This window comes from Pseudomonas sp. P7779 (assembly GCF_013386315.1).
Classification (GTDB): Bacteria; Pseudomonadota; Gammaproteobacteria; order Pseudomonadales; family Pseudomonadaceae; genus Aquipseudomonas.
The window spans coordinates 24,672-37,361 of sequence record NZ_JACARZ010000035.1; the positions used below are offsets into that span (position 1 = coordinate 24,672).

The window sequence follows — 12,690 nt, forward strand, 5'->3', positions numbered from 1 at the left end:
CATGACGTACTCCATTGCCCTGAACTTCGAGGACGGGGTAACCCGTTTCATCGACTGCAAGGTGGGTGAAAAGGTCCTCGACGCGGCCTTTCGCCAACGTATCAACCTGCCCATGGACTGCTCCGACGGTGTGTGCGGCACCTGCAAATGCCGCTGTGAAACCGGCGCCTATGATTTGGGCGACGACTACATCGAAGACGCCCTGAGCGAGGATGAAGCCGGCGAACGCCAGGTGCTCACCTGCCAGATGGTGCCGCAGTCGGACTGCGTGATTGCCGTGCCGGTGCCTTCCGGTGCCTGCAAGACCGGCACCGCGCAATTTGCCGCGACGGTGGCGAGCATTACCCGGCATGCCGATGCAGCATTGGAAGTCAGCTTCGAACTGGATCAGGCGCCGGTGTTCCTGCCGGGGCAATACGTGAATATCGGCGTGCCCGACAGTGGGCAGACCCGCGCGTATTCCTTCAGCAGTCGCCCCGGCGACAAACGCGCGAGCTTCCTGATCAAGCATGTGCCTGGCGGGTTGATGAGTGGCTGGCTGGAGCGTGCCCAGCCGGGCGACGCGGTGCCGATGACCGGGCCGCTGGGCAGTTTCTACCTGCGCGAAGTGGCGCGGCCACTGCTGTTGCTGGCAGGTGGTACGGGGCTGGCGCCGTTCCTGTCGATGCTTGAAGTGTTGGCCGAGCGCGAGGAAACCCGGCCGGTCACGCTGATCTACGGCGTGACGCGGGACCAGGACCTGGTGATGGTCGAGGCGCTGGAGGCGTTCGCCCAACGCCTGCCCAACTTCGGTTTTGTCACCTGCGTGGCCGACCCCCAGACCGCGCACCCCCGGCAGGGGTATGTCACCCAGCACATGGCCGCTGACGTGCTGAACGATGGCGACGTGGATGTGTACCTGTGCGGGCCGCCACCGATGGTCGACGCGGTACGCCAGCACTTCAAGAACCAGGGCGTCACCCCCGCCAGCTTCCACTACGAGAAGTTCACCCCCAACGCCATCGTCACCGGCGACGCCGCCTGAGGAATCCCCCATGACTCCACGTTTCAACACCCAGGTTGCGCTGGTGACCGGCGCCGCCCAGGGCATCGGTCGGCGGGTTGCCGAGCGTTTGCTGGAAGAGGGCGCCTGGCTGGTGGCCGTCGATCGCTCGGAACTCGTGCATGAATTGCAGCATGAGCGGGCGCTGATCCTCACCGCCGACCTGGAGCAGCATGCCGAATGTGCCCGTGTGATGGCCGCTGCCAAGGCGCGGTTCGGGCGTATCGACATCCTGGTCAACAACGTCGGCGGGACCATCTGGGCCAAGCCCTTCGAGCACTACGCCGAGAACGAAATCGAAGCCGAGGTGCGCCGTTCGCTGTTCCCGACCCTGTGGTGCTGCCATTGCGTGTTGCCCTACATGCTGGAGCAGGGCAGCGGTGCCATCGTCAATGTCTCGTCCGTGGCCACGCGCGGAGTGAACCGTGTGCCGTATGGCGCGGCCAAGGGCGGCGTCAACGCCTTGACCGCGTGCCTGGCCCTGGAGACCGCCGGCAGCGGCATTCGGGTCAACGCCACCGCACCCGGTGGCACCGAGGCGCCACCGCGGCGGATCCCGCGCAACAGCCAGCCCCAGAGCGACCAGGAGCGCGTCTGGTACCAGCAGATCGTCGACCAGACCCTCGACAGCAGCCCGATGAAGCGCTACGGCAGCATCGACGAACAAGCCGGCGCGATTCTGTTTCTGGCCTCTGATGAGGCCTCCTACATCACGGGCGTCACCTTGCCGGTAGGAGGCGGCGACCTCGGCTGACCCAGCGCCGTACCTGCAGACACTGACTCACAACAACAATAATGAGAGCACTGCCATGCGAACCCATGACGTCAATTCGATTATCGATAATGCCCATTTCAATCGTTTCCACTGGCTGGTGGTCAGCCTGTGTGCTGTGCTGTTGATCTTTGACGGTTATGACTTGTTCATCTACGGCGTGGTCTTGCCGTCGATCATGAAGGAATGGGGACTATCGCCCCTGCAGGCCGGCGCTCTGGGCAGTTATGCGCTGTTCGGGATGATGTTCGGCGCGCTGGTCTTCGGCAGCCTGGCCGACAAGTTCGGTCGCCGCAAAGGCATCGCCATCTGCTTTGCCTTGTTCAGCGTCGCCACGGTGATTAACGGTTTTGCCAGCAACCCGACTGAGTTCGGAATCTGCCGGTTTATTGCCGGGCTCGGCTGTGGCGGCCTGATGCCCAATGCGGCCGCACTGATTACCGAATACGCACCGAAGAAAATGCGCAGCATCCTGATGGCGGTGATGTTTGGCGGGTACTCGCTGGGCGGCATGCTGTCGGCCGGCGTGGGGATTTTCATGCTGCCGCGTTTTGGCTGGTCGTCCATGTTCTTCGCCGCGGCGATCCCGCTGCTGCTGATGCCGTTGATTGTGTACTGGCTGCCTGAGTCCATCGGGTTCCTGATTCGCCAGGGCCGCAAGGAACAGGCGCGTGAGCTGCTCAAGCGCCTGTCGCCGCAGACCCGGATCGACCCGCAAGACCAACTGCTCGTCAGCGCCGGTAAAGGCAAGGGCGCTTCGGTGCTGGAGTTGTTCCGCCACGGCCTGGCCTTGAGGACGGCGGCGATCTGGGTCGCGTTTTTCTGCTGCCTGTTGATGGTCTACGCCCTGAGTTCCTGGCTGCCCAAACTGATGGCGGGTGCCGGTTACAGCCTGGGATCGAGCCTGTCGTTCCTGCTGGCGCTGAATTTTGGCGGCATCGCCGGGGCGCTTGTCGGTGGCTGGCTGTGTGACCGGCTTAACCTGGTGAAGGTGGTGATCGGTTTCTTTATCGCCGCGCTGCTCTCCATCAGCCTGCTGGGTATCAAGAGCCCGATGCCGGTCCTGTACCTGCTGATCTTTTTTGCCGGCGCCACCACCATCGGCACGCAAATCCTGCTGTACGCCGGCGCCGCACAACTCTATGGCTTGAACATTCGAGCCACCGGCCTGGGCTGGGCTTCCGGTATCGGTCGTACCGGCGCCATCGTCGGCCCGCTGCTGGGCGGCGCGCTGATGGGGATTGAACTGCCGCTGCACCTGAACTTCATGGCCTTTGCCATCCCCGGGGCCATCGCCGTGCTGGCAATGACGGCGTATGCGCTGAATGAACGTCGGGGCCGGCAGGAGGTGATCGCCGCCCCGGCGCAGTAACTGTCGATAACAATAACTAAGAGCAACGACATGAACACACAACGTATCTGGCTATCCCTGTTGGGCGTGCCCCTTGCGGCGACGGCGGCCGAGGGCGGGTTTTTCGAGGACTCCACCGCCACCTTGCAGGCGCGCAACTATTACTTCAGCCGCGATTTCTTGGACATCGTCGGCGCCAACAAGCAATCAAAGGCAGAGGAGTGGGGCCAGGGTTTTATCCTGACCTATAAATCCGGCTACACCCCGGGGCCCGTGGGCTTTGGCCTGGATGCCCTGGGCACCCTCGGCCTCAAGCTCGACAGCAGCCCGGACCGCACCAATACCGGCCTGCTCCCGGTCAAGGGCGACGGCAGCGCCCCGAATGATTACAGCCGTTTGGGCCTGACCTTCAAGGCCAGGTTTTCCAGGACCGAATTGAAGGTCGGCGAACTGCAACCGAACCTGCCGGTGCTGGCCTTCAGCGATATCCGCTTGCTGCCGCCGAGCTATCAGGGCGTGAGTGTCAGCTCCGGCGAAATCGCCGGCCTTGCGCTGCAGGCCGGGCACTTGACCACCACCAGCCTGCGCAACGAAGCCGGCGACGAGAAAATGATCGCCATGCTCGGCCATGTGCCGCAACGCGGCGCTGAAAGTGATGGGTTCAACTACGTCGGCGGCGACTACGCCTTCAACACCAACCGCACCAGCGTCAGCTACTGGCATGGCCAACTCAAGGACATCTACCGCCAGGACTTTGTCGGCCTCAAGCACAGCCAGCCAATGGGTGAGTGGACGCTCGGCGCCAACCTCGGCTACTACGATGCCCGGGAAGACGGCGACAAACTGCTCGGCAAGATCGACAACCAGGCGTTTTTCTCGCTGCTGTCGGCCAAGCATGGCGGCCATATCTTCTACGTCGGTTATCAAGCCATGTATGGCGACAGTGCCTTCCCGCGGGTCTTCGCCAACATCACGCCGCTGGGCAACGAAGTACCCACCTACGAGTTTGCCTACACCGACGAGCGCTCCTGGCAAGTGCGGTACGACTATGACTTCGTGGCGCTGGGCATTCCGGGGCTGACCACCACCGTGCGTTATATCACCGGCAACAACGTGACCACCGGCGCGGGTTATGAAGGCAAGGATCGCGAGCGCGACCTGGATATCGGCTATGTGGTGCAAAGCGGCACATTGAGCGGCCTGGGCATTCGGGTGCGCAATGTCATGGCCCGTTCAAACTACCGCAGCGACATCGACGAGAACCGGCTGATCCTCAGTTACACCTGGAAGCTGCTTTAAACCCCGCCCTGGCACGTGCCCATGACCTGGTAGTGGACGGTATGGCTGGCGCCCTGGCTGTCGAGATACACCATGGTCGCCGGTTCTACCTGGCAGCTGCCCGGCACGGGCGTGATTGAAACAACGTGTTGGATATCCAGCGCTTCATTGCTGCCGGCCGCCATGGCGCCGGCGGCGGTGAAAAACAGGAGCAGGCTGAGCCATTTGATATTCATGATGAGTTCCTCTGTGAGTAGGGTTCATTTTAGTGATTGCCGCAGCGGGATAAAGACAGGAACAGGTGAATGACTCGTACGTATCACGTAGCAATCGAGGGGCAATGTTGATGGATTTGCTCAATGGCATGCAGGTGTTTGCCCGGGTTGTCGACACTGGCAGCTTTGCCGCAGCGGCCGAGGCGCTGGACCTGTCCGGGGCACACGTATCACGGTTGATCTGCGAGCTGGAAAAACACCTGCAGACCCGCCTGTTGCAACGCACCACCCGGCGCCTGGGCCTTACCGATTCGGGCGAGCGCTTTCTGTTGCGCTGTCGCGACATTCTTGAAGACGTCAGGGAGGCCACGGCAGAAGCCAGCGGCGCGCACCTCAACCCGCGCGGGCGATTGCGGGTGCATTGCATGAGCGGGTTGGGGGTGCTGATCACGCCGCTGATTGCCCGCTACAGCGAGCAATACCCGGACGTGTCCATCGAGTTGACCCTGTCCCAGCACAACCCGGACCCGCTTGAAGAGGGTCACGACGTGGTGATCTCCATCGCCCATTCGTTGCCGGATTCGGCGCTGGTCAGTCAGACGATCGGGCAGTTGTTCAGTGTGCCCTGTGCGGCACCGGGGTATCTGGCCCGGTACGGCGTGCCCGAGCATCCGCAGCAGTTGATGCAGCATCGACGGTTGCATCTGCAGGATTTCCAGGAGGATGCGTGGTTGTTCAAGGGGCAAGAGGGCGAGATTGCGATTTCGCCGGGTGACACCTTCAGGACCAATGTCGCGGATGCGATGGTCAAGGCGACGCAGGAAGGCATGGGCATCAGTCTGTTGCCGTTTTTCAGTGCAAGCGCGGCACTGCGGGAAGGTTCGCTGGTACGGCTGTTGCCCGACTATCGGCTAAGGGAGCGCAGCATTTTCGCGGTGTATCCGTCGAGGCGTTTTTTGGATGCCAAGGTGCGCACGTGGGTCGCGTTTTTGCAGGTGCAATTGCCGGTGTTGCTGGCGGAGCAGGTGAACGTGATTGAGGCTCCCCGAGGCTAGCGCGTTGCAGTACGACGGATATAACGCGCCGGCGACGAGCCCAGCGTCTTGCGAAACATGCTGATGAACGAACTGACCGACTCATACCCCAGCGCCTCGGCGGTCCGTTGCACCGATTCGCCCTCGGCCAGGCTCTGCAAGGCCACGATGATTTGCCATTGCTTGCGCCATTGGCCAAATGTCAGGCCGGTCTCACTCTTGACCAGCCGCGCCAGGGACCGCTCGCTCATGGCGACCTGGCGTGCCCACTGGGCCATGGTGCAACGGTTTGACGGGTCCTGGGCCAGGCCGCGGGCGATGAAGCGCAACTGCGTAGCAGCGGGGAGCGGCAGGTACAACTGCTCCGAAGGAGCCAGTTCCAGTTGTTCAAGGAGCACGCTCGCCACGCGCGAATTGGCAGAGGCAGGCGGATAATCCTGGGGCTGGGCGCTCAGGTGCAGGATCAACGCCAGGACCAGCGGCGAAAGCACCAGCGTGCAGCATTTCTCCGGTAGCGCGGCGGCGCCGGGCTCGACAAACAGATAGCCGATCCTGCCGTTGGCGGTCACCCGGTTGCTGTGGGCGATACCGCCCGGAATCCACACGCCGAAGCCCGACGGCACCATCCACACGCCATCCTCTACGGTACACACGATACCGCCGTGATACGCCACCACCAGTTGGCCTTTGCGGTGGCTGTGCACGGGGAATTCGGTGTCGTTGCGCTGGCTGCCGAGCATCAACGCGACGGCGGGCTGATCAAAACTGTCCAGTTCGAATTGATCAACGCCCTGGAGCTTCATCTCGCCCATGTTGCACCGCCTCGATTGTCTGAAATTGATTATATCCTGGCAGCATACTCAATATCGGCACGACCTTGCAGTCCCTACCATCTTCATCAAGGCGATCAAGGTGATTGCCGACTGCGAGATTCAACCGATGCTCAGCGAAATCACGATTGCCCACCTCTACATTCCTCCGTTCTTGCTCTACGTTGGCGTTGCAGCCCTGGTGTACGGGCTACTGGAGCGGGCCCTGCGGCGCGGGCTGGATTGGGCCTGGCACCCCAGCCTGGCGCGTTTCTTTGTGTCGCTGATCGTGCTCTCGACCTTGGTTCTGAGCTTTTGAGGGCAGCGCGATGATCATCAAACACATCCTCAAGACCCTCGTCACCCTGGTGCTCGGGCTGGCCGCATTGCTGTTCTGCATGCAACTATGGCGTGCCTATGAGTTGGCCCCCTGGACGCGGGACGGGCGTGTCAGCGCGCAAGTCATCCGTATTGCCCCCGAGGTGTCCGGCCAGGTCGAACACCTGCTGGTGGGTGACAACCAGTGGGTCGCCAAGGGCGCGTTGCTGTACCAGATCGATCGCAGCAGCTACTTGCTTGCCCAGCAACAGCGCACGGCCGAGCTTGCCGAGGCGCGCAGTGTTTTCGAGCAGCGCAGTGCACAGCTCAAACGCCGCAACCAGCTCGGCGATGCGATTGCGCGGGAGGAAACCGACAACGCAGCCCGGGACCTGGCGGTGGCCAGGGCGCGCCTGGATGCGGCCCGCAGCCAACTGGCCCATGCGCGGCTGGATCTGGACCGCACGACGATTCGTTCGCCGGTCGACGGCTATGTGACCCAGTTGCGGCTGCAGCCGGGTGACTACGCGGCAGCGGGCGAGACCAATATCTTTGTAGTCGATAGCCATAGCTTCTGGGTCACCGGTTACTTCGAGGAGACCAAGCTGGCTGGTGTTCGGGTGGGGGCTGCGACGTCCATCAAGCTGATGGGTTTTTCACCGCTGCTCGAAGGGCATGTGGCGAGCATTGGTCGGGGCATTGCCGACGGTAACGAGCTGCGCAGTAACAGTGGTTTGCCCCAGGTGGCGCCTACGTTCAGCTGGATACGCCTGGCCCAGCGCGTGCCCGTGCGGATTGAACTGGACAAGGTGCCGCCCGGTGTGGAGTTGGCGGCGGGGATGACCGCCAGCATCGAGGTTGCCGAGGAGGGCACGGCGCCGCGCTGGAGGCTGGTGCAATGGCTTCAGGCGTTCATGTGATGCTCCGTGCACTGCGCATGCTGGGGGCATGGGAAGCTGCTACCTCGGGCTATGTGCTGCGTAGTCTTTTGGCGGCCTCATTGGCCCTGTGGCTGGGGTTCCAATTACACCTGGATTCGCCGTTCTCGGCCGCCTCAACCGTGTTGTTGCTGATCCATCCGCTGCAGGGGGCAGTGGTTGGCAAGGGCTTCCACCGGGCACTGGGCACCCTGGTGGGGTTGGCTGTGGCATTGGTCCTGACCAGCCTGTTCGCCCAGCAAATGCTGCTGTTTATCCTCGGGATCGGGGTATGGCTGGGCCTTTGTGTCGGCGCCATGACCGTGCTTCGGCACTACCAGGCCACGGCGGCGGTGGTCGCCGGCTACACCGTTTGCCTGGCCCTGGGGCCCGCCATCGTCGCGCCACAGCAAGGTTTCGAACATATCGTCGGTCGGGGCACGGCCGTTGTTCTGGGGGTGTTGAGCCTGAGCCTGGTGGCCACATTATTCAGCCGCAAGACCGTCGAGCGCACACTGACCATGGCACTTCGCGACGTCTCGTCGCGCACCCTGCGGTTATTGGCCGTGCGGTTTGACGGCGGGCCGGCGCGTGCGCAGGACCCGCTGGCCATCGATATCAGCAAAGTGGACGACCTTCTCGGGATTGGTCGGGGCGAGTCGGTGCTGATCCGCGCCAGGCTGGCGACCCTGCAGGCAGGACTTGCGTATCTGCATGCCGTGGTGCTCGACGAATGCGCGATACCTTCGCACGCTGGAATCGGCGCACAGTTGCGCCAGCTGGCTGAAGCCATGCCCGGGTTTTGCGTGGCGGCCGATCGTGTCCGGGAGCTGCAAGCCAGCCTTGAACCAGGCGCGAGCCAGCGGCGTCTGAATGAACCATTGGCCGAACTGGCCAGCGCCTTGTCGAGTTTTGCCTGCCTTGAGCGCGCGCCCCTGCCGCCGGCCCGCGCCGTGGGGTTTCACCGACACTACGGCGCTGCACTGCGTAACGGTGTGCGAGCGTTGCTGGCCACGCTGGCGACCGGTGCTGTCTGGTACCTCACCGGCTGGGACCAGGGGCCAACCTTGCTGGCCGTACTGGGTCCGTTCTGCACCTTGCTGGCCACCAGCGCGGCGCCCGAGCAAGGCATTGCGAGCCTTGCCAGGGGAACCTTCTACGCAATCCTGGCAGCGGCGGGGTGCAAGTTCCTGCTGTTGCCGCACATCAGCGGGTTCGGGTTGCTCACGGTGGTGCTGGTTGCGTTCTGGGCGGTCGGGATTCATGCCACGACCCGGCCGCGCCATGCCCTGCAAGGCGTCGCCTACCTGATTACGTTCAACACCCTGGTCGGCACCGCCGGGACCGCCCAATACGACTTCGCTGACTTCGTGAATCAAGCCCTGGCCTGGATGGTGACGCTTGCTATCTGCCTGCTGGCCTTCCAGTTGCTGCCGGGGAAACCCGCCAGCCACGCCGACGTCCTGAGGACCGCGCTGCACAAGGACACACGCCGGTTACTGCGTCACGGGCACCGCATGGATCTTCTGAAGTGGCAGGCCACGCAACAGCACCGGATGGTTGCCCTGCAAGCGCTGTCGGGCGCCGATGAGGCCGGTGCCGTCTCGCTTCAACTGGGTCGACAGTTAAGGTTGCTGCACCGCAAGACACGCGACCTGGAGCCTCATTCGTCAATCGCCAGGTGTGTGCAAGCGGGCGATCGGCGTATTGCCAGATATGCCTTCGATTCAGCGATCAGCGCGGCCCAGGCCCGGCGTACGTCGAGATCACTGATCCGCCTTGGTGCCCGCGACCTGGCTGCTTGTTACCGGGATTTGGCGGGGTTGCTCGACCAATACCAGCGTGCCGATATCCGAACCCGTTTCAGCTAAAACAACGAAGGTGAGATGAAATGAAGCAACTCCTTATCTGGACGCTTTTCGGGATGATTGTGTCTGTGCCAATGGCGGTGCAGGCATCGGACGGGGCTGAGGCGCTGGCCCGCTGGCAACAGCAATTCAAACAAGAGCAAAAAAGCTCGCCGAGCACCGGGCGCCTGGCCGTGATTCAAGGCCCAAGGCCGATCGCCAGCGATGAGCCGGTTCCCGGGGAATTGCAATCTGTTCAGAGCGAAGTGACGAGTTCGGTGTGATGCCCGGCGGTGCTGTTGCTTTATAGGCTGTCCGGGTCGCCAAAGAACATCTGAATCCGCGACCTTAACCACCGTTCCCCCGGATCATTGTCCTGTGACCCACGCCACGCCATGTGCAATTCAAATGTGCGCACCGGCAGTGGCGGCTCCTCAGCCCGCAAGCCACCCGCTGAAGTCAACGCTTCAGCGGCATAGTCCGGCACGGTCGCGACAATATCGGTGCCCGCCAGCAATGTCCCGAGCCCATTGAACTGCGGCACAGCCAGGACTACGTGGCGCTTGCGGCCCAGTTTTTCCAGTTCTTCATCCAGAAACCCGCTCAAATCCCCGGCAAACGACACCAGAGCATGGGGCCGGGCGCAGAAGTCATCCAGGCTCATGGAGCCCGGCATGCTGTCGGCTCGCAGCAGCATCGGCTTGCTGCGGCGCAGGACTTTGCGTTTGGCGTTGGCCGGCAAATCGGTGGTGTAGCTCACGCCGATGGAGATTTCGCCGGAGGCCAGCAGGCCGGGCATCAGGATGTAGTTGACGCGGCGCACTACCAGCACGATGCCGGGGGCTTCGGCCCGCAGGCGCTTGAGCAGCAGCGGCAGCAGGGCGAATTCGACGTCGTCCGACAGGCCGATGCGGAATACCGCGGTGCTGGTGGCCGGGTCGAATTCGGAGGCGCGGCTGACGGCCGTGGAAATCGAGTCCAGGGCCGGGGAGAGCAGGGCGAAGATTTCTACCGCACGGGCCGAGGGCTCCATGCTGCGTCCGGTACGCACGAACAACGGGTCGTCGAACAGGCCGCGCAGGCGTGACAGGGCTGCGCTGATGGCCGGCTGGCCAAGGAACAGTTTCTCGGCAGCGCGGGTCACACTGCGCTCATGCATCAAGGTTTCGAATACGATCAACAGGTTGAGGTCGACACGACGCAGGTCGTTACGGTTCATCTTGTGTCCCAGGCGGCGTCAGTAAACTTGACGGGAGCGGTCATATAAGAACAATGACCGGCATGAATCTTACGGGGAAAGGCTGGTACTCTGCACCGGCTAATTCAGTTTTCCTACATGGCTTGGCACCTTTTCCGTATGTGCGGAATCAATGACAGGCATGTCGACTATTAACGGCGACCGGTGGTCTTGCCCCGAAAGCCCAGATAGAGTTCATGGCAATAGAGGTTACTTTGACGAGGTTTGCGATGTCCCGCACGATCCGTTTTCACAAGTTTGGTCCGGCCGAGGTGCTCAAATGCGAAGAGCATGCAGCCGCTAAGCCCGCACCGGGCGAAGTGCAGGTGCGCGTCGAGGCGATTGGCATCAGCTGGTACGACATTCTGTGGCGCCAGAACCTGGCGTCGTCCCATGCCCGCTTGCCTTCCGGCCTTGGCCATGAAATGGCCGGCGTGGTTGTGGCCGTTGGCGAGGGTGTCGACGACCTGGCGGTGGGTGACAAGGTCGCCAGCTTCCCGGCCGAGAGCCCGAATGACTACCCGGTGTACGGCGAACAGATCGTCCTGCCGCGCTCGGCCCTGACCCGCTACCCGGATGTCCTGAGCCCGATCGAAGCCAGCGTGCACTACACGCCGTTGCTGATTGCCTACTTTGCGTACATGGACCTGGCGCGGGTCAAACCCGGGCAATTCGCCCTGGTAACGGACGCCAGCCACTGTGCCGGCCCATCGTTCGTGCAACTGGGCAAAGCCCTGGGTGTGCGGGTGATTGCCGCCACCAAGACCAGTGATGAGCGCGAATACCTGCTGTCCCTCGGGGCCGAGAAGGTCATCGTCACCGAAGAGCAGGACCTGCTGATGCAAGTCAACAAGTTCACCGACAACCGCGGCGTAGACGTGGTGTTCGATGGCTTGGGTGGCCCGCAGATGTCGTTGCTGGGTGATGTGCTGGCGCCGCGTGGCAGCCTGGTGCTGTACGGCCTGCAAGGTGGCAACCAGACGCCATTCCCGGCCTGCGCGGCGTTCCAGAAGAACATTCAGTTCTTTGTGCACTGCATCGGCAACTTCACCGGCAAACCGGAACTGGGCATCATCCAGGACCAGGTGGCCTTGCAGCGAGCCCTGCGTGACATCAACCAACTGACCGCCGACAAGGTGCTGGTACCGCTGAAAACCACGGTATTTCCGTTCAGCCAGTTCGTTGAAGCGCACCGCTATATGGACGAATGTCCGTGCCGTGAACGGGTTGCCTTGCAGGTAGAAACTGTTTGATCTGTGGGAATATTCTCAAGCGAGTATTCCTGCCCCCGGGCGCATGGGGCAAATGCGCCATTTGACAGGACTTAACCTGCCCACCGCTTGAATCGGGATTTCAGCACTTCAGCCCGATAAACCAGATGTATGCCCCTGACGCCGCCCTGAATCCCAGCGCGGCGTTGTCGTGTCTGCACACTCGATACTCCATGCAAGCCCCCATCTGAACCGGTTTTAGCCGGCGTTCTGTATCTGTTAATCATTATTCAAGTGCCGATAATTGCCCCGTCACTTTTATCTCAAGGATTGAGCAATGATTGAATATATGAAATCACCCCGTACATCCGTCAAGCCCAATAATGTTTCCCATGGCTGTTTTGCCGGAACATCAATATTGAAGTGGGTTATGTCGGATGCTTCTCTAGTTTGTAAGTTAAAGCAGCGTAGGAAGTTGTCAGAGCGTTCCTAAGACTTTCGGTTTGGGCTGCGTGCCCCTTGGCTTGGCGCCTTTTCGGGACTGGAAGCCCCCAAAGGCAGGCTTGGCAGGTAGGGCCCGGTGCTAATCTCCATTGAATGTCACATGTTGTAACGCCCCTACAGAAACAACAGGTCAGGCAAATGCCGTCAACGATTGC

Annotated in this window: 13 protein-coding genes; 10 read left to right on the forward strand and 3 right to left on the reverse strand. The window is 62.0% G+C overall.

Annotated elements, in window-relative coordinates; genetic code table 11:
* The first annotated feature begins 1 nt into the window (after position 1).
* The 4 genes from benC to HX869_RS11860 are packed head-to-tail and all read left to right on the forward strand — an operon-like array spanning position 2 to position 4,464.
* Positions 2 to 1,024 (forward strand): benzoate 1,2-dioxygenase electron transfer component BenC, encoded by a 1,023-nt coding sequence (gene benC, locus HX869_RS11845; RefSeq protein ID WP_177021725.1) that lies wholly within the window; start codon positions 2 to 4, stop codon positions 1,022 to 1,024.
* Between the two features lie 10 nt (positions 1,025 to 1,034).
* A complete protein-coding gene (locus HX869_RS11850) occupies positions 1,035 to 1,796 on the forward strand; it encodes a 1,6-dihydroxycyclohexa-2,4-diene-1-carboxylate dehydrogenase (protein ID WP_008433831.1) in 762 nt (253 codons plus the stop codon).
* A gap of 55 nt (positions 1,797 to 1,851) precedes the next feature.
* Positions 1,852 to 3,186 (forward strand): MFS transporter, encoded by a 1,335-nt coding sequence (locus HX869_RS11855; protein WP_008433830.1) that lies wholly within the window; start codon positions 1,852 to 1,854, stop codon positions 3,184 to 3,186.
* 30 nt (positions 3,187 to 3,216) lie between these two features.
* Positions 3,217 to 4,464 carry an OprD family porin gene (locus tag HX869_RS11860; protein ID WP_178903124.1) on the forward strand — a complete coding sequence of 416 codons (1,248 nt, stop codon included), beginning with the start codon at positions 3,217 to 3,219 and terminating at the stop codon, positions 4,462 to 4,464.
* Here the strand turns inward: HX869_RS11860 and HX869_RS11865 are convergent.
* Positions 4,461 to 4,679, reverse strand: coding sequence for a DUF2790 domain-containing protein (locus tag HX869_RS11865; protein WP_003210829.1), 219 nt, complete (start codon positions 4,677 to 4,679; stop codon positions 4,461 to 4,463). The genes HX869_RS11860 and HX869_RS11865 overlap by 4 nt on opposite strands.
* A 110-nt stretch (positions 4,680 to 4,789) precedes the next feature.
* Between HX869_RS11865 and HX869_RS11870 the strand changes: the two genes are divergently transcribed.
* Positions 4,790 to 5,713, forward strand: coding sequence for a LysR family transcriptional regulator (locus HX869_RS11870; protein WP_177081203.1), 924 nt, complete (start codon positions 4,790 to 4,792; stop codon positions 5,711 to 5,713).
* Here the strand turns inward: HX869_RS11870 and HX869_RS11875 are convergent.
* A complete protein-coding gene (locus HX869_RS11875) occupies positions 5,710 to 6,504 on the reverse strand; it encodes a helix-turn-helix domain-containing protein (protein ID WP_003217152.1) in 795 nt (264 codons plus the stop codon). The genes HX869_RS11870 and HX869_RS11875 overlap by 4 nt on opposite strands.
* Positions 6,505 to 6,631: 127 nt before the next feature.
* Here HX869_RS11875 and HX869_RS31815 point away from each other — a divergent pair, with 127 nt between their 5' ends.
* The 4 genes from HX869_RS31815 to HX869_RS11895 are packed head-to-tail and all read left to right on the forward strand — an operon-like array spanning position 6,632 to position 9,867.
* A complete protein-coding gene (locus HX869_RS31815; RefSeq protein WP_371319406.1) occupies positions 6,632 to 6,820 on the forward strand; it encodes a DUF1656 domain-containing protein in 189 nt (62 codons plus the stop codon).
* Positions 6,821 to 6,830: 10 nt separating this feature from the next.
* Positions 6,831 to 7,739 carry an HlyD family secretion protein gene (locus tag HX869_RS11885; RefSeq protein ID WP_178903125.1) on the forward strand — a complete coding sequence of 303 codons (909 nt, stop codon included), beginning with the start codon at positions 6,831 to 6,833 and terminating at the stop codon, positions 7,737 to 7,739.
* Entirely contained in the window at positions 7,739 to 9,607 is a 1,869-nt protein-coding gene (locus tag HX869_RS11890) for an FUSC family protein (protein ID WP_087694521.1), read from the forward strand. Before HX869_RS11885 ends, HX869_RS11890 begins: the two co-directional genes overlap by 1 nt.
* A gap of 20 nt (positions 9,608 to 9,627) precedes the next feature.
* On the forward strand, positions 9,628 to 9,867 hold the full coding sequence (locus tag HX869_RS11895) for a hypothetical protein (RefSeq protein ID WP_178903126.1): 240 nt from the start codon (positions 9,628 to 9,630) through the stop codon (positions 9,865 to 9,867).
* A 20-nt stretch (positions 9,868 to 9,887) separates the two neighbouring features.
* On the opposite strand, the gene HX869_RS11900 is transcribed toward HX869_RS11895, so the two are convergent.
* On the reverse strand, positions 9,888 to 10,802 hold the full coding sequence (locus HX869_RS11900) for a LysR family transcriptional regulator (protein WP_003217142.1): 915 nt from the start codon (positions 10,800 to 10,802) through the stop codon (positions 9,888 to 9,890).
* 248 nt (positions 10,803 to 11,050) lie between these two features.
* Between HX869_RS11900 and HX869_RS11905 the strand changes: the two genes are divergently transcribed.
* Entirely contained in the window at positions 11,051 to 12,073 is a 1,023-nt protein-coding gene (locus HX869_RS11905) for a zinc-dependent alcohol dehydrogenase family protein (RefSeq protein ID WP_003217140.1), read from the forward strand.
* Positions 12,074 to 12,690: the final 617 nt, after the last annotated feature.

Coding starts and splice junctions, on each gene's coding strand:
- benC (WP_177021725.1), top strand. CDS start 2: ATGACGTACTCCATTGCCCTGAACTTCGAGGACGGGGTAACCCGTTTC.
- HX869_RS11850 (WP_008433831.1), top strand. CDS start 1,035: ATGACTCCACGTTTCAACACCCAGGTTGCGCTGGTGACCGGCGCCGCC.
- HX869_RS11855 (WP_008433830.1), top strand. CDS start 1,852: ATGCGAACCCATGACGTCAATTCGATTATCGATAATGCCCATTTCAAT.
- HX869_RS11860 (WP_178903124.1), top strand. CDS start 3,217: ATGAACACACAACGTATCTGGCTATCCCTGTTGGGCGTGCCCCTTGCG.
- HX869_RS11865 (WP_003210829.1), bottom strand. CDS start 4,679: ATGAATATCAAATGGCTCAGCCTGCTCCTGTTTTTCACCGCCGCCGGC.
- HX869_RS11870 (WP_177081203.1), top strand. CDS start 4,790: ATGGATTTGCTCAATGGCATGCAGGTGTTTGCCCGGGTTGTCGACACT.
- HX869_RS11875 (WP_003217152.1), bottom strand. CDS start 6,504: ATGGGCGAGATGAAGCTCCAGGGCGTTGATCAATTCGAACTGGACAGT.
- HX869_RS31815 (WP_371319406.1), top strand. CDS start 6,632: ATGCTCAGCGAAATCACGATTGCCCACCTCTACATTCCTCCGTTCTTG.
- HX869_RS11885 (WP_178903125.1), top strand. CDS start 6,831: ATGATCATCAAACACATCCTCAAGACCCTCGTCACCCTGGTGCTCGGG.
- HX869_RS11890 (WP_087694521.1), top strand. CDS start 7,739: ATGCTCCGTGCACTGCGCATGCTGGGGGCATGGGAAGCTGCTACCTCG.
- HX869_RS11895 (WP_178903126.1), top strand. CDS start 9,628: ATGAAGCAACTCCTTATCTGGACGCTTTTCGGGATGATTGTGTCTGTG.
- HX869_RS11900 (WP_003217142.1), bottom strand. CDS start 10,802: ATGAACCGTAACGACCTGCGTCGTGTCGACCTCAACCTGTTGATCGTA.
- HX869_RS11905 (WP_003217140.1), top strand. CDS start 11,051: ATGTCCCGCACGATCCGTTTTCACAAGTTTGGTCCGGCCGAGGTGCTC.